Origin of the sequence: Saccharicrinis fermentans DSM 9555 = JCM 21142 (genome assembly GCF_000517085.1) — a bacterium.
Taxonomy (GTDB): domain Bacteria; phylum Bacteroidota; class Bacteroidia; order Bacteroidales; family Marinilabiliaceae; genus Saccharicrinis; species Saccharicrinis fermentans.
This window is the reverse complement of record NZ_KI912107.1, coordinates 3,427,684-3,448,571: the sequence shown is the minus strand read 5'-3', so window position 1 is coordinate 3,448,571 and position 20,888 is coordinate 3,427,684. Positions and strand designations below refer to the sequence as shown.

General features: G+C 39.0%; 19 protein-coding genes. 10 read left to right on the top strand and 9 right to left on the bottom strand.

The genetic code is table 11. The annotated features are described in order from the left end of the window. Positions 1-88 precede the first annotated feature (88 nt). Together CYTFE_RS0114045 and tgt are read right to left on the bottom strand one after the other, a co-directional pair. On the bottom strand, positions 89-1,180 hold the full coding sequence (locus CYTFE_RS0114045; RefSeq protein WP_027472303.1) for an LptF/LptG family permease: 1,092 nt from the start codon (positions 1,178-1,180) through the stop codon (positions 89-91). 109 nt (positions 1,181-1,289) lie between these two features. Further along, positions 1,290-2,420, bottom strand: a complete 1,131-nt coding sequence (gene tgt, locus CYTFE_RS0114035) for a tRNA guanosine(34) transglycosylase Tgt (RefSeq protein ID WP_027472302.1) — start codon at positions 2,418-2,420, stop codon at positions 1,290-1,292. A gap of 291 nt (positions 2,421-2,711) precedes the next feature. Between tgt and CYTFE_RS26570 the strand changes: the two genes are divergently transcribed. The 8 genes from CYTFE_RS26570 (at position 2,712) to CYTFE_RS0114000 (ending at position 9,445) form a co-directional block, all read left to right on the top strand. Continuing rightward, entirely contained in the window at positions 2,712-3,863 is a 1,152-nt protein-coding gene (locus CYTFE_RS26570) for a glycosyltransferase (protein WP_152541705.1), read from the top strand. Then, positions 3,854-4,465 (top strand): RNA polymerase sigma factor, encoded by a 612-nt coding sequence (locus tag CYTFE_RS0114025; RefSeq protein ID WP_027472301.1) that lies wholly within the window; start codon positions 3,854-3,856, stop codon positions 4,463-4,465. Before CYTFE_RS26570 ends, CYTFE_RS0114025 begins: the two co-directional genes overlap by 10 nt. A gap of 41 nt (positions 4,466-4,506) precedes the next feature. Further along, positions 4,507-5,127 (top strand): 16S rRNA (guanine(527)-N(7))-methyltransferase RsmG, encoded by a 621-nt coding sequence (gene rsmG, locus CYTFE_RS0114020; RefSeq protein ID WP_027472300.1) that lies wholly within the window; start codon positions 4,507-4,509, stop codon positions 5,125-5,127. 154 nt (positions 5,128-5,281) lie between these two features. Beyond that, positions 5,282-5,440, top strand: coding sequence for a 50S ribosomal protein L34 (gene rpmH, locus CYTFE_RS26565; RefSeq protein ID WP_044262814.1), 159 nt, complete (start codon positions 5,282-5,284; stop codon positions 5,438-5,440). Between the two features lie 99 nt (positions 5,441-5,539). Continuing rightward, the gene (locus CYTFE_RS30040; protein WP_044212349.1) at positions 5,540-6,382 is read left to right on the top strand and encodes a PASTA domain-containing protein; all 843 of its coding nucleotides are present in this window, start codon (positions 5,540-5,542) and stop codon (positions 6,380-6,382) included. Between the two features lie 3 nt (positions 6,383-6,385). Next, positions 6,386-7,441 carry an RluA family pseudouridine synthase gene (locus CYTFE_RS30035; RefSeq protein WP_027472299.1) on the top strand — a complete coding sequence of 352 codons (1,056 nt, stop codon included), beginning with the start codon at positions 6,386-6,388 and terminating at the stop codon, positions 7,439-7,441. 192 nt (positions 7,442-7,633) lie between these two features. Next, positions 7,634-8,614 (top strand): D-alanine--D-alanine ligase, encoded by a 981-nt coding sequence (locus CYTFE_RS0114005; protein WP_027472298.1) that lies wholly within the window; start codon positions 7,634-7,636, stop codon positions 8,612-8,614. Positions 8,615-8,728: 114 nt separating this feature from the next. Then, entirely contained in the window at positions 8,729-9,445 is a 717-nt protein-coding gene (locus CYTFE_RS0114000) for a DUF2490 domain-containing protein (protein ID WP_161636235.1), read from the top strand. A gap of 117 nt (positions 9,446-9,562) precedes the next feature. On the opposite strand, the gene gcvP is transcribed toward CYTFE_RS0114000, so the two are convergent. The 6 genes from gcvP to CYTFE_RS0113970 form a co-directional block, all read right to left on the bottom strand. After that, positions 9,563-12,439 carry an aminomethyl-transferring glycine dehydrogenase gene (gene gcvP, locus CYTFE_RS0113995; protein WP_027472296.1) on the bottom strand — a complete coding sequence of 959 codons (2,877 nt, stop codon included), beginning with the start codon at positions 12,437-12,439 and terminating at the stop codon, positions 9,563-9,565. A 270-nt stretch (positions 12,440-12,709) separates the two neighbouring features. After that, positions 12,710-13,348 carry an MBL fold metallo-hydrolase gene (locus CYTFE_RS0113990; protein WP_027472295.1) on the bottom strand — a complete coding sequence of 213 codons (639 nt, stop codon included), beginning with the start codon at positions 13,346-13,348 and terminating at the stop codon, positions 12,710-12,712. A gap of 68 nt (positions 13,349-13,416) precedes the next feature. Further along, positions 13,417-14,115: a YjjG family noncanonical pyrimidine nucleotidase gene (locus CYTFE_RS0113985; protein WP_027472294.1), complete on the bottom strand. Its 699-nt coding sequence runs from the start codon at positions 14,113-14,115 to the stop codon at positions 13,417-13,419. Positions 14,116-14,350: 235 nt separating this feature from the next. Next, on the bottom strand, positions 14,351-15,223 hold the full coding sequence (locus CYTFE_RS0113980) for a Cbp1 family collagen-binding glycoprotein adhesin (protein WP_027472293.1): 873 nt from the start codon (positions 15,221-15,223) through the stop codon (positions 14,351-14,353). A gap of 43 nt (positions 15,224-15,266) precedes the next feature. Further along, positions 15,267-15,989 carry a 16S rRNA (cytidine(1402)-2'-O)-methyltransferase gene (rsmI, locus tag CYTFE_RS26555; RefSeq protein ID WP_044212350.1) on the bottom strand — a complete coding sequence of 241 codons (723 nt, stop codon included), beginning with the start codon at positions 15,987-15,989 and terminating at the stop codon, positions 15,267-15,269. Positions 15,990-16,068: 79 nt separating this feature from the next. Next, positions 16,069-16,854 carry a hypothetical protein gene (locus CYTFE_RS0113970; RefSeq protein WP_027472292.1) on the bottom strand — a complete coding sequence of 262 codons (786 nt, stop codon included), beginning with the start codon at positions 16,852-16,854 and terminating at the stop codon, positions 16,069-16,071. A gap of 145 nt (positions 16,855-16,999) precedes the next feature. Between CYTFE_RS0113970 and CYTFE_RS0113965 the strand changes: the two genes are divergently transcribed. Next, positions 17,000-17,578 carry a thymidine kinase gene (locus CYTFE_RS0113965; RefSeq protein WP_027472291.1) on the top strand — a complete coding sequence of 193 codons (579 nt, stop codon included), beginning with the start codon at positions 17,000-17,002 and terminating at the stop codon, positions 17,576-17,578. Between the two features lie 7 nt (positions 17,579-17,585). Next, on the top strand, positions 17,586-20,051 hold the full coding sequence (locus CYTFE_RS0113960; RefSeq protein WP_027472290.1) for a bifunctional UDP-N-acetylmuramoyl-tripeptide:D-alanyl-D-alanine ligase/alanine racemase: 2,466 nt from the start codon (positions 17,586-17,588) through the stop codon (positions 20,049-20,051). A 32-nt stretch (positions 20,052-20,083) separates the two neighbouring features. Here the strand turns inward: CYTFE_RS0113960 and CYTFE_RS0113955 are convergent, their stop codons facing one another. Then, on the bottom strand, positions 20,084-20,794 hold the full coding sequence (locus CYTFE_RS0113955; RefSeq protein WP_027472289.1) for a Crp/Fnr family transcriptional regulator: 711 nt from the start codon (positions 20,792-20,794) through the stop codon (positions 20,084-20,086). Positions 20,795-20,888: the final 94 nt, after the last annotated feature.

The following is a 20,888-nucleotide window of genomic DNA, read 5'->3' as shown; positions in this document are numbered from 1 at the left end:
CAAAAATTATTTTGATACCAAAACTTGCACCTGAAATCATTTTATTTTAGCAAAGAATAGGCTTGTTTGGATATTATTGTTTGCCCCTTTATTTGGGGGCTTTTTTATAAAGATATAACCCAATAAGGGTAAATACTATGTTGGGCATCCATACGGCTATAAGTGGATTCATATTTCCATTTATTGCAAAGGTGGTGGATATAGTCATAAACAGAATGTAACCAAAGCTCAGCCCCAGACCAATACCAATATGCAAACCAATACCACCTCTAACTTTACGTGAAGCCAATGAAACGCCTATCAAGGTAAGAATAAATGCTGAAAAAGGATTGGCCCAGCGTTTATAATATTCAATTATATATGGTTTTATGGAACCTACTCCTTTTTTTGTTTGTGCTTCAATGTAAGCGCTGAGCTCGGTGTTGGTCATCGTTTCAAACCAATTGTGCTCTGATTTGAAGTCCGATGGTGTCATATTAAAAACAGTATCTATTTTACTTCCTTCTGTTATTTGGATATGTTTATCATCTACAAAATCTCTTTGAATATAGTTGGTGAGCGTCCAGTTTTTTTTGTCCTTATTATAAGTAATGCTTTGCGAGGATAGTTTGGAGAGCAATCTGGTTCCTTCAAAACGTTCGGCGCAAAAGTGGTTTCCTTTGTTTCTATAACCGTAGAATCTACCCATATAAATAAATAATCCAGGTTCTAGTTGTAGGTGGATATCTGTAAGTCCTGTGTCTTTTTTGTTTTTAACATAGGTGGACTCAAATTCCAGCCGAACCTTATTGGAGGGGGGTATGATATATGCCCCCAAGATAAAGGAGAATATGGCTACGATTAAAGCACCTACAAAATAAGGAAACATTAGGCGTTTAAAGCTTATGCCGCCTGATAAAATAGCGATTATCTCGGTGTCGTAGGCCATTTTTGAGGTGAAAAATATCACCGCAATAAAAACAAAAAGAGGCGTGAAAAGGTTGGCAAAGTAAGGGATGAAGTTGGCGTAGTAATCAAAGATGATCGCATGGATGGGCGCTTCCTTGTCCAGAAAATTGTCAATTTTTTCTGTAATATCGAATACTACCGCTATGCTGATAATTAATAAGATGGCAAAAAAATAGGTGCCCAGGAATTTTTTAATGATGTACCTGTCAAGCTTTTGTATGGCTCCTCTCATTTGAAGTGGTATACTTTAGTTATAAACAAAATAACAAAAAAATAATGGACAAAACTATTGTTGTGATTTATTTTGATGTTGATTTAACGCAAGTTAAAAAGCGGGTTTCTTAGAGACGTACAGATAGTTGTTTGACCATGTTGTCTTTCCATTCACTAAAGTCGCCGGCTTGAATGTGCTTGCGTGCTTCCTTGACTAACCACAAATAAAAGGCCAAATTATGCAGGCTACCTATTTGGGCGGCTAAAAGTTCTTTGGATACAAATAAATGACGTAGGTAGGCTTTGGTATATTGATGGTCTACAAAAGAAGTACCTTCCGGATCTAAGAGTGAAAAATCATCTTTCCATTTCTCATTTTTCATGTTCATGATGCCTCTGGAAGTAAAAAGCATTCCATTTCGTCCGTTTCGGGTTGGCATTACACAATCGAACATATCTACGCCGAGTGCGATGGACTCTAAAATATTTACAGGTGTTCCAACCCCCATTAAATAACGAGGTTTATTTTGCGGAAGAATGTCTGTAACTACTTCGATCATTTCGTACATCACTTCCGGGGGCTCGCCTACTGCCAGCCCTCCTATGGCGTTGCCTTCTCTTTCAAAGGAGGCAATGTATTCGGCCGACTGTTTCCGTAAATCTCTGAATCCTGCTCCTTGTACGATAGGGAAAAATGTTTGCGAGTGACCATATAGCGCTTGGGTGGCATCAAATTGAGTGATCCCCCTTTGGAGCCAGCGATGTGTTAGCTGCATAGAGTTCTTGGCATACTTGTGATCGGCATCACCAGGTGCACACTCGTCAAAAGCCATTATAATGTCGGCTCCTATAATACGTTGTGTGTCCACTACATTTTCGGGAGTAAACAAATGTTTTGAACCATCAATATGGGATCTGAAAATAGCACCTTCTTCCTTTAGTTTTCTGTTGCCACTTAAAGAAAATACCTGAAAACCACCACTGTCCGTTAGAATGGGGCGATCCCATCCATTGAACTTGTGCAATCCTCCTGCTTTTTCAATGATCTTTAAGCCCGGTCGTAGGTATAAATGATATGTGTTGCCAAGAATAATCTCGGCATGAGTGTCGTTTCTCAGATCGTTAAAATGAACCCCTTTAACGCTACCTACAGTTCCTACGGGCATAAAAATAGGGGTTTCTATTTCGCCGTGATCTGTAGTTATCTTTCCTGTTCTTGCTCTACTTTTGGGGTCTGTTATCTGTAATTCAAAATCCATTAGCTCTTCATTTGGGGATGCAAATATAAAAATACATTATTGACTTTATTAGGTATATTTTATAAAAATATATTGTGGTACTTATTCTTTATGTATTCAACCATCAGCCTTTCTTTACGCTTGCTATCAGATAGTATTCTTTTGAGTACATGATTTTAGTGGTTAGGTATCTGTTTGGAGAGAAAAATTACTCAACTAAATGAAGAAGTGTAGTGTTTTACTATATCTTTTTTGAACAATACTGCGTAAATAACACTTGCCAGAGTCCGTTAAATTATTCATATTTGGAAAGTGGAATTATCATATTTTATACCGTTGAGTGGGCCTTGGTTTTACGTAAGCGTTCTATTGCTTTGTGCCTTTTTTGTGCAGATGTTTTACTATTTGTACTTTTACCTTGCATTGGGTAAATATTTGAAAAACGATCAGGGGGAGTCAAATTTCTCCTATCCGCCTGTATCAGTCATTATATGTGCTAAAAATGAATCCAAAAATTTAGAAAAGCATCTTCCTGCGGTGTTGGAGCAGGAGTATTCGGCTCCTTTTCAGGTTATTGTGGTAAATGATGCTTCGGAGGATACCTCGGAATTGGTATTGGCTCGCTTAAAAGAGAGGTATGCAAATTTATATTTTACCAGCATACCTTATGATAAGAAGTTTCGGCATGGTAAAAAACTTGCCCTAACCTTGGGGGTGAAAGCGGCCAAATATGAACATCTCCTGTTTACTGATGCCGATTGTGAACCCGTGGATAAATATTGGATCAAAGAGATGGTGCAAGGTTTTTCCTTAGGAAAAGATATTGTGTTGGGATATGGTCCTTATAAAAAACAAAAAGGCTTTATTAACCTTTGGCAGAGATATGATACCTTTCAAATAGCCATTCAGTATTTGTCGTTTGCTTTGCGAGGTATTCCTTATATGGCAGTGGGAAGAAATATGGCCTATAAGAAGTCTCTTTTTTATAATAACCAAGGTTTTAAAAGTCACCAGCATATATTATCTGGTGATGATGATTTATTTATTCGGGATGCAGCCAATAAAAATAATGTGGCCATTGTGGCTTTGCTTCATAGTCAAACCCGTTCGGTGCCTGTAAAAAGTTTTAAAGAATGGAAAAGGCAAAAAAAAAGACATCTGACTACAGCCCCTTATTACCGGTTTAAAACAAAGGTTCTGCTTGGGGTTGAGGCCTTATCGCGACAATTATTGTGGTGCATATCCTTAATGTCTGTTTTTTTTTCTAATTTTGAAGTGTTTTTCATTACGATTATAATTGTTAAATTGGCTGTTCAATATTTTATTCAAAGAAAAATAGCCAGGCAAATAGAAACAACTGAGTTAGCATGGGGCGGATTATTATTAGATTTTATACTGCCTTTGGTAACAGGTTTATTGCTTATTAGTGGAAAAAGACAAGCAAATAGAAATAAATGGACTTAAATCCAAACTTATCAGAAAAGGCTAGGCACGATTATGCACTCGTTCAATTAGCTGTGAAAGGCGATCAGAAATCGTTTGCCGAACTTATGGGTAGATATCGCGATGCCATCTACTTTATGTTATTGAAAATGGTGAACAATAAAAGTGATGCAGAGGATCTTACCATTGAGGCTTTTGGAAAAGCTTTTAAAAACATCCATCAATACTCGCCTAATTACGCATTCAGTACTTGGCTTTTTAAAATTGCGTCTAATAATTGTATCGATTATTTGCGTAAGAAGCGGAATAATATCGTTTCGATAGATGGAACACATCTTAGCGAAGACAAGGAGAATGATACTCCTATTCATTTGAAAGATGATACTCCGGATCCGGAAGAGGGGCTGATCAAACAACAAAAGGCTGTGCTAATGCGCACGGTGGTTAAAAAGCTAAAGCCAAGATACCGTACCTTAATTGAGTTGCGTTATTTTAGTGAGTTCTCCTACGAAGAAATTGCTCAAGAATTGGATTTGCCTCTGGGAACTGTGAAAGCGCAGCTGTTCAGAGCACGTGAGCTCCTTTTTAATACGCTGAAAAATACCGATGTAAAATTAGATTAGACTTTAGGGGAACTGCCTTAAAGTGTGTAGATGGATTTAAAATGGATTTGATTCAAAATTACTTTCCCGAATTGTCGGAAGAGCAGATTGGGCTGTTTAATAAATTACAAGAGCTGTATCCTGAATGGAATGAGAAAATAAATGTTATTTCTCGTAAGGATATTGATGAATTAAATATTCGTCATGTGTTACATTCTTTGGCTATTGCTAAATATACCAAGTTTTGTGCCGGAACAAAAATAATTGATGTGGGAACTGGAGGAGGCTTTCCGGGTATTCCGCTGGCTATTTATTTTCCTGATTGTGAGTTTCACCTGGTCGATTCTATTGGAAAAAAAATTAAGGTGGTTAATACCATCGCTCAAGAACTGGGATTGAAGAATGTGAAAGCCCAACAAACACGTTCTGAAAATGTGAAAGGAAAATATGATTTTGTAGTGAGTAGGGCTGTGACAGCTTTCCCTCGTTTTGTTTCTCTGACCAGACATCTGGTTAGCGATGTTAATAAAAATGCTGTGTCTAATGGTATTTTATATCTTAAAGGCGGGGAATTTGAAGATGAAATAAAGCCTTTTAATAAAAGAATATCGGTGTTGGAATTGACCGATTATTATGCCGAAGAATTCTTTGAAACCAAGAAATTGATACACCTTACGTTCTGATGAGAGAAACTAAGAGCTATGGGGCTGTCGTACAAAAAGTAACAATTCTTTAAATAAATCTTTTATTTTTTTTGGAAGAAGGAAATAAAGATGTATTTTTGCAGTCCGAAATTAGAAACTAACGAACTGTCGAAAGATATAAAAAAATAATACGATGAAAAGGACATTTCAACCTTCGAACAGAAAAAGAAGAAACAAGCACGGATTTAGAGCTAGGATGGCCAGCGCTAACGGACGTAAAGTTTTAGCTTCAAGAAGAGCTAAAGGTAGAAAGAAACTAAGTGTTTCAAGCGAGAAAAGACATAAAGCATAATTAATGCTTCAACAGATATTAAAAAGGATTCCTCGTGAATCCTTTTTTTTTGCCTTTTTGTATTATTTTTGAGCTCATCTTGATTAAAACGTACAATTTATGTCGGTTCTTAAATTTTTGATCAGCAAAAAGTTTCTTATTCATATAGCATCAGCTTTGGGTTTGATTGCTTTGTTATTGATAATTACTTTTGTTTCGCTGAGTATTTATACTCATCACGGTGAAAATTATGCAACACCGGATTTCTCAGGTTTAACCGAGAGACAGTTTATTGATTTGGTGCAACAGAAAAAGCTTCGGTATAATATTATCGATTCAGTTCATGTTGCCGAAATGGCGCCCGGAGTAGTGGTGGAGCAAACGCCAAAGCCTGGTAGTAAGGTGAAAGAAAATAGAACTATATTTTTTACTATCAATGCTTTCTCTGCCGAACAGGTGCCTATGCCACAATTGGTTGATTTTTCATTGCGTAATGCACAGGTAACCCTGGAGTCGTACGGGATAAAGGTCGGAAAGTTGATTTATATACCTTCGGTTTATACGCAATTGGTATTGGGGCAACAATACAAAGGTAAGCCTATTGAACCCGGAACTCTTATTGCCAAAGGGTCAACCATTGACTTGTTGGTGGGGCAGGGACTGAGTGATGAAAAAACCGAAGTGCCTGATTTGTTAGGTATGACTTTGGAAGAGGCGCGGTCGTATTGTCAAAGTAACTCGCTCAATATTGATGCGGTTATTTATGATGATAGTATTCCAACATTGCAAGATAGTACTAGAGCCTTTATTTGGAAACAGTTACCTGATGCTGAGTCAGGAAGAAAACTTCGCTTGGGATCTTCGTTGGATGTGTGGCTAACCATTGACTCGTTTAAGATCATGCCCGATACCCTATGGGTGGATTCATTAGCTGTAGATTCGTTGGCAGCGCAAATAAATTAAATCATGACGGAGCAGAAAAACAATAGAGAAGAAACCAAGGGGTTTGAGGATGAACAGAATGAAATGTTTGAGCATTTTCGTTTTGTGAGTGATGCTGGTCAAAAACCAATACGTATTGATAAGTTTTTGGTTAATAGGATGGAGAATGCTTCTAGAAATAAGATACAAGAGGCAGCTTCGGCAGGGAATATATTGGTTGATGGTGCTCCGGTAAAATCAAATTATAAATTAAAACCCAACGAAACCATTACCATCGTAATGGAGTATCCGCGTAGGGAAATTGAAATCATACCTGAAGATATACCATTGAATATTCATTTTGAAGATGATTATTTAATGGTGGTCAATAAGAATCCAGGTATGGTAGTGCATCCCGGTCATGGGAATTATTCGGGTACTTTGGTGAATGCCCTGGCTTATCATTTGCGCGATTTGCCACTCTTTAATGCCGATGATCCACGCCCTGGTCTAGTGCATAGAATAGATAAAGATACTTCTGGTTTATTGGTTGTGGCAAAAACAGAGCAAGCAAAAAATCATCTGGCTCGTCAGTTTTTTGACAAAACCACAGAGCGTAAGTATGTAGCGCTCGTATGGGGTAATATGGAGGAAGATGAGGGAACCATTACCGGGCATATAGGACGAAGTCTTAAGAATAGAATGCAAATGTCTGTTTTTCCTGATGGTGCGTTTGGAAAGCATGCGGTGACCCATTATAAAGTATTGGAGCGGCTGGGATATGTGACGGCCGTGGAATGTGTGTTGGAGACCGGAAGAACCCATCAGATTCGTGCGCATATGAAATACATTGGGCATACCCTCTTTAATGATGAGCGGTATGGCGGTGAAGAGATATTAAAAGGTACGACTTTTACTAAATATAAGCAGTTTGTGCAAAACTGTTTTAAAATATTACCTCGTCAGGCATTGCATGCTAAGACCCTGGGTTTTATCCATCCGCATACAGGTGAGAAAATGAGCTTCGATACTGATATCCCGGAAGATATGTCAATGGTTATAGAAAAGTGGAGAGCTTATATTGCTGCCCGGGGAGAATAAAACAGGTAAGTAGGTTTTGGTGGATGCGCAGTTATGAGAGAAAAGGATGTGAAGGTGGGTTTTAAATGTGGTGGCTTGTTGGTAACCCGCGGTTGGATAAAGTGAAATATGGGAGTGTGCCCATCTTAAAATATATAGTGAACTGCTTGTGGAAATAGTGTATAGAGTAAGTTATAAGGATAATCATATATCATGAGTAAAAAGAATATTGCGGTAGTTTATGGTGGCGATTCGTCGGAAATAGTAGTGTCAAGAAACAGCGCAAAGGGTGTGCTGTCTTTTATCGATCCATCTGTTTATCGTGCCATCCCTGTTTTGATTACTTCGGAAAAATGGGAGGCAGAAGTTGACGGGAAGGCGTATGCAATTTGTAAGGATGATTTTTCTTTTGTGCAAAAAGATGATCGGGTGTCTTTTGATTGTGCCTATGTCACCATTCATGGAACACCGGGTGAGGATGGACGATTACAGGGCTACTTTGATATGATTGGAATGCCTTATACTACCTGTGGTGTTTTGTCTTCTTCGTTGAGCTTTAATAAGTTCGCCTGTAATACTTATTTAAAAGGTTTTGGAGTGGCGGTTGCTGATTCTCTTTTGATCAGAAAAGGTACTGCGTATAATGTAGATCATATTGTGGATACACTGGGTTTACCTTGTTTTATTAAACCCAATGCGGGAGGCTCCAGTTTCGGTATTACTAAAGTTCAGAGAATAGGCGAAATAGCCCCGGCCATTATAAAGGCCTTTGAAGAAAGTGATGAAGTCATCATTGAGCAGTTTATTCAAGGCAATGAGTTTACTTGTGGCTTATATAAAACGCCTAAAGGAGAAAGGGTTTTTCCAATTACGGAGGTGATTTCAGCCAATGAGTTTTTTGATTTTGAAGCTAAATACAATGCCGATAAGGTACAGGAAATAACGCCCGCCAGATTGCCGGAAAAAACAACTGAAAGGGTTCAGAAAATTTCTTCGCTTATTTATGATATTTTGGGGTGTAAGGGTATTGTGCGCGTGGATTATATTCTGAGCAACAACAATATATTTCTTCTGGAAGTAAATACAACACCTGGAATGACCGAGACGAGTTTTATCCCTCAGCAAATAAAAGCAGCAGGATTAAATATCAAGGATGTTTTTAGCGATATCATTGAAAGTTCCATAAATAAATAGTTTGTTTTTTTTAGTCTTTTTTTTCATTTTTGCCCTTGGTAACAATAAATGAATATGGCGCTGTTTGTATAGTATTAGCCGTAAATGGTGTCGTGTGTTGATTGGAGAGGTAAGATGATGATAAAAAGAACGATCGTTTTTATTTGTATTTTTATTTCTGGGGCTGCTTTGTGGGCGCAGAAACAGGAGCTTAGGACCTTATTGCAGGAACAGTTTAAAGTGAGTCCCTTGTGGAAGACCAGTTTTGATGGTGGATATTATAGGGGATATGATGGCGTTGAGTGGACGCGTTGGGGGATTAGAAATCTGACAGCCTATCAACTAAATGATCATATTTCGGTGGATGTTGGTGTGATGTATAATAGAACTGCCACATCTGATCAAGAAGTGAAAAATGAATTCAGACCACATCAATCCATAAAAATTTCATATCCCAGATTGGCACATATGTCTTTCTCGCATCGTCTGAGGATGGAAGAACAATTTTATACTTATAAGAAAGCCGAAAAAAGTGAAAATGCTTCGCGTTTTAGGTATCAAATTAAAACCGAAAGAAACTTTTGTACACCTAAAAAGAAAGGGGTTAATATTGCATACTGGATTGCCTCGTTAGAGTTCTTTTTTAATCCTGTGGGGAAACTTCAGGATGATTATATTCTGTTTAATCGAGGGCGGCATGGACTTGGTGTAGGTTATCAGCTTAGTGCCAAGACTTCAGTGGAGGGGATGGTACTATATCAGCATACTCATAATAATACGAGTTTTAAAGATTATTCGGATATGGCTATTATTAATTTTAGTATTAAGAATAGTTTGTTTTCTGGCTCTTAAATGTGAATGATCCATTAGAACTTCGTAGTATATATATCAATGTATTTTTTTTGGGGGGGTAAAAAAAGGCTGCCTCCAAAATATATGAAAGCAGCCTTCAATGATGTAATAGTGTTTTTATTTGTTTAGCAACTCATATTCCTCCGGAGTACCGCAGGCACAAATCAGGTTTCTATCTCCAAAGGCATCATCAACCCTGGCAACCGATAGCCAAAATTTATTATCTCTTACCCACTCTAGTGGAAATGCGGCTTTTTCACGACCATAAGAATGAGACCATGTATCTGATACTACAGAATAATCGGGGTGTGGTGCGTTTTTGAGTACATTGTCTTCTCTGTCAACGTCGCCAGACTCTATTTCTTTGATCTCCTTATAGATTTCTTTTAAGGCCTCGATAAAACGATCCAGTTCTTGTAAGGATTCACTTTCTGTAGGTTCTATCATTAAAGTGCCATGAACAGGAAACGATAGTGTAGGGGCGTGGAATCCATAATCCATTAACCGTTTGGCTATGTCCAATTCGCTAATGCCTGCGCTGGCTTTTAAATGACGGCATTCCAGAATCAACTCGTGGGCTACTCTTCCTTTTTCTCCTGTGTACAGGATGCCGTAGCCTTCTTTTAGGTGATGAGCCAGATAGTTGGCATTTAGAATTGCTACTTCTGTTGATTTGGTTAATCCATCGCTTCCCAGCATTTTTATATAACCATAGGTGATGGGCATCACACTGGCACTACCCCATGGAGCTGCGGCTACAGCAGAGATGCCCTTACGTCCGGTTTGAACAACAGGGTGGGTTGGCAGAAAGTCTACCAAATGTTTTGCTACTCCAATGGGGCCAACACCGGGGCCACCTCCACCATGTGGAATGGCAAATGTTTTGTGCAGATTTAGGTGGCAAACGTCGGCTCCTATTAAACCTGGATTCGTCAGTCCTACTTGTGCATTCATATTGGCACCATCCATATATACTTGGCCTCCATTGGTATGGATGATTTCACATATTTCAACAACCGAGGCCTCAAATACACCATGGGTTGATGGGTAGGTAATCATCAGACAAGCAAGTGTTTCTTTGTGTTTTTCGGCCTTTTCTTTGAGGTCCTTGACATCTATATTTCCTCTTTCGTCACATTTTACCACAACCACTTGCATGCCAGCCATGACTGCGCTGGCGGGATTGGTTCCGTGGGCTGAAGAAGGTATGATAACCACATTGCGTTGTTGTTCTCCTATGCTTTGGTGGTAGGCTCTGATCACCATGAGTCCTGCATATTCTCCGGCAGCACCAGAATTGGGCTGGAGGCTGATGTCTGCAAAACCGGTAATTTCAGCCAAATCTCTTTTAAGTTCGGCAAAAAGCAGGTGGTACCCTGCAGCTTGATCAACGGGGACAAAGGGGTGGATGCCTCCGAATTCAATCCAGCTTAGTGGAAGCATCTCGGTGGCAGCATTTAATTTCATGGTGCATGACCCCAAGGATATCATGGAGTGAGTAAGTGATATGTCTTTGCGTTCTAGTTTTTTAATGTAGCGAACCATTTCGGTCTCAGAACGATAGCGTTTAAATATTTCTTGCTGCATGTATTCGCTACTTCTGAGGTAGGCGCCATCGATGGTGCATATATCTGGTATGTCTTTTATTTCTGGTTCTTCGTTGCATGCAGCCCTGGCAAATACTTCTAAAATCCAGTTGATATCCTCCAGGTTAGTGGTTTCATCAATACTAATGCCCACATCGCCGTTATCGAAATAACGGAAGTTCATTTTTAATTCCAACGAATATTTTTCTATCAAATCAACAGAGGCGTGTGGAGCCATGGCAAACCTGATGGTGTCGAAATAATTTTCGTTAAGTTGTTGATAGCCTAATTTCTCAATCTCCTGGGTCAATAAAGAGGCTATGCTATGTATTTCTGCTGCAATTCTTTTGATACCTTCTGCTCCATGGTATACAGCGTAGAAGCTGGCCATGGTTGCCAGTAGGGCTTGTGCAGTGCATATGTTGGAGGTGGCTCGTTCGCGTTTGATGTGTTGCTCGCGTGTTTGTAATGCCATTCTAAGTGCCCGGTTGCCGTTTTTGTCCTTGGTAATGCCGATAATTCTTCCGGGTAAGTGGCGTTTGGCAGACTCTCTGGCGGCAAAGAATGCGGCGTGTGGTCCTCCGTATCCCATAGGAACACCAAAGCGTTGCGAAGAGCCGAAAACAATGTCAGCTCCCCATTCGCCTGGAGGACTTAATAATGCCAGACTTAGTAGGTCGGCTCCTACGGCTATTTTACATTCATTTAGGTGTGCTTTTTCCACAAGTGTTTTGTAGTCTTCAATGTTTCCGTCAGAATTGGGATATTGAACAATTACACCAAAGTGTTGGTCTGTGGGCGTGTAATGATTCCAGTTGCCAAATTGCAACTCAATACCCAAGGGCATTGCTCTTGTTTCCAGAACAGCACGTGTTTGAGGCCATACTTTTTCGTCAACAAAGAGTATGTTGGCTCCAGCTTTAGCCATGGCTCTGGAACGTGAATTGAACATCATTATCATGGCTTCGGCAGCTGCTGTTGCTTCATCCAGCAAGGATGCGTTGGCGATCTCCATTCCTGTGAGATCTATCACGACGGTTTGAAAATTTAACAACGCTTCTAGTCTGCCTTGAGAGATCTCTGCTTGGTAAGGGGTGTACGATGTGTACCAGACCGGATTTTCCAATACATTGCGATGGATGACCGCAGGTGTGATGGTATCGTAATAGCCCATTCCTATATAAGTATTGTACACCTTATTTTTGCTAGCAATGTCTAAAATTTTTCTAAAATATTGACGCTCGGTGAGTCCCTTAGCCAGACGTAAGTCTTTTTTTAGCCTTATGTTCGAAGGAATCGTCTGGTCAATTAATACATCCATTGATTCGGCACCAATGGTTTTTAACATTTCGTCAATCTCATGGTCACGAGGTCCAATATGCCTTGCAACGAATTTATCTGTAGCCATATCTGTATAATTATGTTTTTGCCTAAGATGTTGACAATCCTTTGTTTATGATTGTTAACCTTGTGTAAATTATAATTTTTAAAGCGCCTTTAAAGGTAAGAGATTAAGCAAATTATAAAAATGATACATGTGGGATTTGAAGATGATTTTTGTCAGAATATCAAGGGTAGTCCCCAAAAATAAGGGCAGGTGCTTAAAAAAAACGAGCCCATCACTGGAATTAACGGTCAGTTTATGGGCTCGAATATAATTTATCTACATAATATTTTGTTATAGAAATTGATTATGAATCTTCTCGTGTGCAATGGTAGACGAAGGTCCGTGACCAGAATAAATAACAGTTTGATCTGGTAATGTTAAGAGGTGGGTTTTAATGGCTGTGATAAGAGTGTCAAAATCCCCACCGGGTAAATCAGATCGTCCTATGCTTTCTCTAAAAAGTGCATCTCCTGCAATCAGTACTCCTTCTTGCTCCATATATAAGGCAACACCTCCGGGAGAGTGCCCGGGCACATGAAGTACCTTTATGGTAGACCCACCAAATTCAATAATCTGGTCATGCTCCAGATATCTTTTTAAAGCAGGAGGGTTTTCTGTTAAGGTAAATCCCATCTGAGCAGCATAAGGAACGGTTTGTTCAATCCAGAATTCATCTGCCTGATGAGCTTCGGCCGATAGTCCATAGTGTTGACAGACAAAACGGTTCCCGAATACGTGGTCCAGGTGTAAATGCGTATTGAGCAAACGGACTGGCTTGAGATGATTGTCCGCCATATAAGAAACTAGGTTTTGTTGTTCTTCATCAGATAGGCATCCGGGATCCACAACGATGCAGTCTCCATTCTCGGCTGCAATCAGATATGTGTTTTCTTGCCAGGGGTTGTAAGTAAGTGCGTGAATTTTTAACATGTCTATCAGTTGATTGTTTTTAGCTGCTTGGCGCTTGCGCTGACGATTGTGAATGCGTTTGTGACCAATTAGCTTTTTACTATATTAATTATTTGTCTTAAATCAGTTATTTCGTTCATTAATTGTCGCTTATGTTCGTTTTTATTTGGGTTGAAAAAAATATAATCCAATCCAAAATTAATGGCTCCATCAATATCGGTTTCCAAGTTGTCGCCAATTATCAGACATTCTTTTTTTCGCGCGTTGGCACTTTTTACGGCATATTCAAAAAAGGCTGTTTTTGGTTTGGAAGCGCCTATGGTTTCAGAAATAAACACCTTGGAAAAATAATGATGCAAATGACTGTTTTTTAGTTTTATAAATTGAACTTCCTTGAATCCATTGGTAATAACGTGTAGAGTGTGTCTTTGTTTAAGTTGATCCAGTACTTCTTTCGCATGTGGCATTAAAGCAGTTTTGGTAGGACTAACCGTAATGTAGTCATGGGCAAAGCTTTGTGCAATAGCGTCATCACTTATGCCTGCTTCTGAAAGAGGGGTGTGGAACCGGTTGAAGTTTAGGAGTTCTTTTGTGATCTTACCTTCGCGATATTGTACCCAAAGTTCCTCGTTATGTGCCTCATAACGTTTATAAAATGCATCAAAACCCTGAAACGAATCACTTAATTTATATTTTTCATATAGTTCTTTCAAGGTGTGGATAGAGTTTGTCTCAAAATCCCATAGGGTATGGTCCAGATCGAAAAAAAGGTGTTTGTATTTTTGCATTAAAATTCAATTGGTTTGTAATCTATCATTGGGGTAAAGTTAAAATATTTTTACCCATTTGATAATATCCTTTTCTTTGGCAGCAGTCTTGTATCTTACGTAGAACAATAGGATAATAAAAACTCCGCCATTGGCGGAGTTTTTTATTATTGTTTAAATTGTATTTTCAATCATCCAACGGGGCTCTTCTTCTAATTCAGATTCCTGTGTCGGAGAACTTTCGATTTTATTCAGCTTAATTCACTTGGGCTACCATAAATTTAGAGATGCTCCAGAATGCTTCTTTGTCTAATATTTTAATGGTCTTGGTATCTTCTTCGCCATTTAATAGTTCGAATGATCCTTCAGGGTGATTGGTAAGCATTTTTACTTTAGGACGAAATAAAGGAATGCTTTCTACCTCCCGGATGTCGATTTTGGTAAAGTAATCTTCGTTAAAATCTTCGCTTAACACCTTTTGTTTACCAAATAAAGGAAGTCCTTCGTTTGAAATAATATGATGTTCTTTTAGTTCTTTTTTGGTGCCAAAGGCATAGTAAGCGGTGTATAGTTCTGTGGTTGTAGAGTCCAGGATGGCTTCCGTTTTTTGTTTGACCATTCTGATGGAATCGATTACTTCAGACATTCCTTCCAAGGTGAAGTTCAAAGAAGCAATTTCGATGTTTTTATTATTTAGTTCTTCTTTGAGCGTAATAATTTCTATACTTTTTTCTTTTAACTGACTGTTCAGTCGGCTTATCAGGTTGTTCATGTTTTTGTTTTTTGAGCCCGAAGATTTTAACTTTTGTTCCAGTTCAGCAATCTTTTCCTTGTTGACCAACATTAACTTATAGATATCAAGAATATCCTGATTGATACTCTTTTGGATATCTTTGGAATTTCTTTCAGGAGATTCTAAATTTCCTTTAATGATTTGTTCTTTTTCTTTGATATCCTGTAGGTTCTGATCAATGCTAACCAGCGTATTTACTAGGTCATTTGTGATTTGTTGTTGTTCAATGGCAACGGAAACCAATGAATCGTTTTGTTGTTCTAGTTCCTTTTGTTTGGAGGTATTGCAGGCTGTAAATGCAATGACCAATAATGATAAAATAAGTGTTTTTTTCATGATGTGTTGTTTGTGATTGTTAATAATGTAAATATAATTTTTTTTAATGAACGTTGTCTGTTGCGTATTTGTTTTTCTTTTTTTCAAGGGGTTTATCTTCTTTGCCTTCTAATACGATCACGATTTCTCCTTTTACTGTTTTGTTGGTAAAGTGTTGAGCTACTTCGCTTAAGGTGCCTCTTTTGTTTTCTTCGTGTAGCTTGGTGAGTTCTCTGCTAACAGAAACTTTTCTTTGTTCTCCAAATACCTCAATAAACTGTTCTAGTGTTTTAACTAGCCTAAAAGGAGACTCGTAAAAGATCATGGTTCGACTTTCTTCTGTTAACGCGTGTAGCCTTTTTTGTCGGCCTTTTTTTTGTGGTAAAAAACCTTCAAAGCAGAAGCGGTCATTGGGTAGGCCGGAATTGACCAAAGCCGGTACAAAAGCAGTTGCTCCGGGTAGACATTCTATTTCTACTTCCTGATCAAGGGCATGTTTTACTAGTAAAAATCCAGGGTCTGAAATGGCAGGTGTTCCCGCGTCTGAAACCAAGGCGCCAGTTTCTCCAGATAATATGCGCTGCACAATTAAGTCAGATGTTTTGTGCTCATTAAATTTATGGTGCGAAAACATCTTTGATTCAATTTGAAAGTGCTTTAACAAAAAACCGGTCTTACGTGTGTCTTCTGCCAAAATAAAATCGGCTTCTTTTAAAATGTTGAGCGCACGCAGTGTTATGTCTTCAAGGTTCCCGATAGGGGTTGGTACTATATATAATTTGCCCATTTGTTTTGCAGTGAGCAGCTCAATGCATTCGGTCAACAGTCATCCAGATGGTGACTGTTGATGGCTGTCATTGGCTGAATTAAAATTTTCTTTCTATGTAATTAAAAAATGCCTTTGTCACTTCCTGGTCTTCGTCCCAATTGAAATTGGATCTGATAAAGGATTTTGCAGAAGTGTAATCTGGCATATCGTTTAGTTGTTGTAATGTCTGGTTCAATATATCCATTTTACCTCCAAATAATTCTCTTTGAAACATAAACCGGTCATTGATTCCTAGTCCCCGGGTGAGATCTTGTATGGGTTTGCCTTTGAGTGTTTTTGAGGTGTTGGATTCTTGGGTGTTGGCAATTAAATCGTTTACAGATCTCTTTTCTGTAACAAAAGACTCGCCGATGGTTTTAGGTATGTCGTCTTGTTTACTGGTTGTTGCCTCCGTGTTTGGGACTGTTATTTTGGGTTTATCAATCTTTTCTGTATGTTCTGTTGTTGTGATATTGGCCTGATCGTACTGATGTTCACTAATCATTTCTTCGTTGGTTGCCGGTGTTTCTTGAATGATTTCAGGCACGATGGTTTCCTCAATAACCTCTTGTTCGATTTCTTTTGTGGCAAGGGGTTCAACAATGGGAGGTGCTTTTTCTACAGTTGTTGCCTGCTTTTCTATTTTTGTAGCGGGTGAAACAGCTGTTTCTTTCTCATTTAGTTTTTTTAATAATTCAAATTCCTCGCTTATATTGGAGAGCTTATTTTCTGTTAGATTTAGAAATGCGCCGGGGATATCTTCTTGACCATGAAACGATTTGATGAGTGTTTCTATTTCGGCGATGTCTTTAAGAATAATATCGAGTAATGTTTCTTTGTCCATAATAATATCAATTCAAGCTCTTTTTTCTTATTTTGCAAAGTTAGTGATAATATGCGGTATAAAATGACCATATAAAAGTAACAAGAAAAATACCAAAAATAGAATGGTTCATAATATTGATACTTTTTATTTATTTTAAGATAGGATGTTTTTAGAGAATAAAATAAAATCAGCAGGAAAGCATGGTTGGATTGAAGTGGTAGCTGGATCTATGTTTTCGGGAAAAACGGAGGAATTACTCCGTCGCTTGCGCAGAGCGAAGATAGCTCATCAAAAGGTGGAGATATTTAAACCGCATATTGATGTGAGATATAGTGATGAGGAGGTGGTTTCGCACGATGATAATTCCATTATGTCGACGCCTGTGGAGACATCGGGAAATATTTTATTGTTATGTGGTAATGTGGATGTGGTGGGAATTGATGAGGCACAGTTTTTTGATCAGGGATTGGTTCAGGTGTGTTCTCAGTTGGCAGATCAGGGAATTCGTGTTATCGTTGCAGGCCTGGATATGGATTTTAAAGGTAAGCCATTTGGACCCATGCCCCACTTATTGGCTATTGCCGAGTATGTAACCAAAGTACATGCTATATGTATGCGCTGTGGTGACCTTGCACAGTTCTCTCATCGATTGGTTGATGAGGAAAAATTGGTGATGTTGGGCGAAAAGGTGGAGTATGAACCTTTGTGTCGGACATGTTATTGTAATGTCAATAAAAAATAATGTAGTGATGCAGGAGTATCTCTTTAGTGAAGTATGTGGTTGGATATCATGTAAGTCAATAATAAATAAGGATGTGCGGTTTTCGAATGTGATTACCGATAGTAGAACTGTAAGTATTCCATCAAAGTCTTTGTTTGTTGCGATATCGGGAATGAATCATAATGGACATGATTACATTTCATCTCTTTATCAGCAGGGAGTGCGTTGTTTTTTGGTAGAAGAAGATTTTGATTTTTCAGTAGGGCTGGATGAAGCTAATTTCCTAGTGGTCAAAAATACTTTGCAGGCCTTTCAGCAGTTAGCGGAAAAGAAAAGACGAACCTATGATTGTCCGGTGATTGGAATCACAGGAAGTAATGGTAAGACCATCGTTAAAGAGTGGATCTCACAGTTGGTTGGTAATTCTATGTCGGTAGCTCGGTCTCCTAAAAGTTATAATAGTCAAATAGGGGTTCCTCTCTCTGTATGGCAGATGGATGGTCATACCGAGCTAGGGGTTTTTGAGGCTGGCATTTCTAAACGGGGAGAAATGGAAATTATTGCCCCGATTATTTCTCCAACAATAGGAGTGCTGACCAATGTGGGTGCAGCACATCAAGAAAATTTTGTTTCGCAACAGGAAAAGTTGCAGGAAAAGATGATGCTTTTTGAAGGATGCGAATGCATTATTTTTGGCTCTGACTCGACTATGATTAGGCATGAGATGTACAATAAGTACCCATGTAAACGTTTTTTTATGTGGGGCCGAGGTGTAGATGCTGATCTGCAAGTTCTGTACAAGAAGGATCATGGTACCGGAATGCTTATAGGGTTAAAATATAATAGTGTAGAATATGATGTGTTGATTCCGTTCTCCGACGATGTTTCTTTTGAGAATGCCTTGGGTGCTGTTTCTGCTTTGCTGGTACTGGGATTCTCAATGGAATATATATCTGGAATGATTCAGAAGTTAGTGCCTGTGGCTATGCGTATGGAGCTGAAAGAGGGGATTAATAATTGCATTGTGATCAATGATTCCTATAATTCAGATCTGTCTTCTTTGGCTTTGTCGCTGGCTTTTTTAGTGCAGCAAAGTCGTGGTAAAACTGAACAAAGGACATTGATCCTTTCGGATATTTATCAGAGTGGTATGGATGATCATAGCTTGTGTGTACAGATTAATGATTTGTTAAAGCAAGTGGGCGTGTCTAAGTTGTTGGGGGTTGGGAGTATTCTTAAATCCCATGCGCACTTGTTTCATCTGGATGCTATATTTTATGATAGTACCGATGAATTACTCCAAAATGTAGTGCCTAATTCCTTTAAAAATGAGGCGATACTTATTAAAGGCTCGCGTAATTTTGGATTTGAGAAGGTGGCTTCGGTGTTAGAAATGAAACATCATCAGACCTGTCTGGAAATTAACCTCAATGCTTTGGTCGATAATCTTAATTATTATCGTTCTAAACTTAATGATAATACTAAAATACTAGCCATGGTGAAAGCTTTTGGCTATGGTAGTGGTTCGTTCGAAATTGCCAATGTGCTACAGCATCAGAAGGTCGATTATCTGGGTGTTGCCTTTGCCGATGAAGGGGTGGAACTGCGCAAAGCCGGTATTTCTTTACCTATCATAGTAATGAATCCTGAGGTGAAAAGCTTTCCTGTGATGTTGATGCATCATTTAGAGCCTGAGTTGTATGGTTTTAAGGTGTTGGACCAATTTGTTCAGGTGTTGGCCCAGGAAGGAATCAGGAATTATCCGGTGCATATAAAGCTTGATACAGGAATGAATCGTCTGGGATTTGTGCATGACGAGGGAGAACGGCTCTTTGAGATATTAAAAAGCAGTCCCGAAATAGGTGTGAAGTCGTGCTTTTCTCATTTGGTGGGAAGTGAAGATGTTGGGTTGGATGAGTTTACGAAGTCGCAGATAGATCGCTTCTGTGAATTTACCTCCCGGATGGAAGCTATATTAGGTTATTCTTTTATTAAGCATATCTTAAATTCTGCTGGTATATTAAGGTTTCCTCAGGCGCAGTTGGATATGGTTCGTCTGGGAATTGGTATGTATGGGGTAGGAGGAAGCGATCAGGTGGCCTTAAAGCCCGTAACACGATTTAAGTCATTTATCTCTCAAATAAAAAGTGTGAAGGCCCATGAAACCATTGGTTACAACCGAAAAGGAGAACTGGGGTATGATGGTCAAATAGCTATTGTACCGGTTGGTTATGCAGATGGCTTAAATAGGAGATTGGGCAATGGAGTAGGTAGGGTGATGGTGAATGGACAAGGAGCGCATATCGTGGGAAATATCTGTATGGATATGTGCATGGTGGACGTCACCGGACTATTGGCCGAAGAGGGTGGAGAAGTGGAGATCTTTGGCCCTTATAATCCGGTGGAGAATATGGCCGAAGCATTGGGCACCATCCCTTATGAGGTGTTTACCAGTATTAGTCGCAGGGTGAAGCGAATTTATTATTATGAATAGTGTTAGGTGACCTAAGTTATTCGGAAGTGGTATTATCCTAATTTGGATATTTTCTCCAGTTTCTCTGAGTCCAGTATCTTGATGATCCTGCCGTCAACGGTTATTACGCCCTCGTTTACAAAAGTAGATAGGGTGCGTATTGCGTTGGAGGTGGTCATATTAGAAAAATTAGCCAGATCTTCTCGCGAAAGATGAACGTTCAGTGTGCTGCTATCATCTTCAAACCCATATATCTCTTTTAGAACCAATAGGCTTTCTGCTAATCTGCCACGTATGTGTTTCTGTGTAAGAGTTACCGTTCTGTATCTGGAGAAACCTAGCTCCTGAGCCAGCGATCTAATGATGTTTAAACTGAACTTGTGGTTGTTCTCCAATAATTCAAAAACAAGTGCTTTGGGAATGTAGAAAACAGTACAGGGTTCAATCACAACAGCTGAAGCCACATGTGGACCTTCGGCAAAAAAAGCTCTGTAACCAATAAAACTGGTGGGGTTAGCCATACGTACAATCTGGTCGCGGCCACCAAAACCAAGTTTATATACTTTTACCTTGCCAGAACCTAGGCAAAGTAAACCGTCTGGGACTTCTCCTTCGCGATAGATTACCTCATTCTTTTTGTAATGTATGGCCTTGTGGTTATTGAGTACTTTCTCTTTTTCTTCCTCCGTTAGTACGTCGTAAAGTTGAGAGATCTCTTTGATCGTGGGTTCTTGGACTTCAGTTTTTTCAGCTCTTCTTGGCATATTAGGTATGTTGTACAACATGTAAATTTCAGCCAAAAATAGAAAAAAGCCCACATACTCACAAGTAAAATAGGGTAATGCGGACTTTTTTATC

Bases quoted from the DNA above. Each gene is read 5' to 3' on its own strand.
- CYTFE_RS0114045 (WP_027472303.1), bottom strand. From the start codon at position 1,180: ATGAGAGGAGCCATACAAAAGCTTGACAGGTACATCATTAAAAAATTC.
- tgt (WP_027472302.1), bottom strand. From the start codon at position 2,420: ATGGATTTTGAATTACAGATAACAGACCCCAAAAGTAGAGCAAGAACA.
- CYTFE_RS0114025 (WP_027472301.1), top strand. From the start codon at position 3,854: ATGGACTTAAATCCAAACTTATCAGAAAAGGCTAGGCACGATTATGCA.
- rsmG (WP_027472300.1), top strand. From the start codon at position 4,507: ATGGATTTGATTCAAAATTACTTTCCCGAATTGTCGGAAGAGCAGATT.
- rpmH (WP_044262814.1), top strand. From the start codon at position 5,282: ATGAAAAGGACATTTCAACCTTCGAACAGAAAAAGAAGAAACAAGCAC.
- CYTFE_RS30040 (WP_044212349.1), top strand. From the start codon at position 5,540: ATGTCGGTTCTTAAATTTTTGATCAGCAAAAAGTTTCTTATTCATATA.
- CYTFE_RS30035 (WP_027472299.1), top strand. From the start codon at position 6,386: ATGACGGAGCAGAAAAACAATAGAGAAGAAACCAAGGGGTTTGAGGAT.
- CYTFE_RS0114005 (WP_027472298.1), top strand. From the start codon at position 7,634: ATGAGTAAAAAGAATATTGCGGTAGTTTATGGTGGCGATTCGTCGGAA.
- CYTFE_RS0114000 (WP_161636235.1), top strand. From the start codon at position 8,729: ATGATGATAAAAAGAACGATCGTTTTTATTTGTATTTTTATTTCTGGG.
- gcvP (WP_027472296.1), bottom strand. From the start codon at position 12,439: ATGGCTACAGATAAATTCGTTGCAAGGCATATTGGACCTCGTGACCAT.
- CYTFE_RS0113990 (WP_027472295.1), bottom strand. From the start codon at position 13,348: ATGTTAAAAATTCACGCACTTACTTACAACCCCTGGCAAGAAAACACA.
- CYTFE_RS0113985 (WP_027472294.1), bottom strand. From the start codon at position 14,115: ATGCAAAAATACAAACACCTTTTTTTCGATCTGGACCATACCCTATGG.
- CYTFE_RS0113980 (WP_027472293.1), bottom strand. From the start codon at position 15,223: ATGAAAAAAACACTTATTTTATCATTATTGGTCATTGCATTTACAGCC.
- rsmI (WP_044212350.1), bottom strand. From the start codon at position 15,989: ATGGGCAAATTATATATAGTACCAACCCCTATCGGGAACCTTGAAGAC.
- CYTFE_RS0113970 (WP_027472292.1), bottom strand. From the start codon at position 16,854: ATGGACAAAGAAACATTACTCGATATTATTCTTAAAGACATCGCCGAA.
- CYTFE_RS0113965 (WP_027472291.1), top strand. From the start codon at position 17,000: ATGTTTTTAGAGAATAAAATAAAATCAGCAGGAAAGCATGGTTGGATT.
- CYTFE_RS0113960 (WP_027472290.1), top strand. From the start codon at position 17,586: ATGCAGGAGTATCTCTTTAGTGAAGTATGTGGTTGGATATCATGTAAG.
- CYTFE_RS0113955 (WP_027472289.1), bottom strand. From the start codon at position 20,794: ATGCCAAGAAGAGCTGAAAAAACTGAAGTCCAAGAACCCACGATCAAA.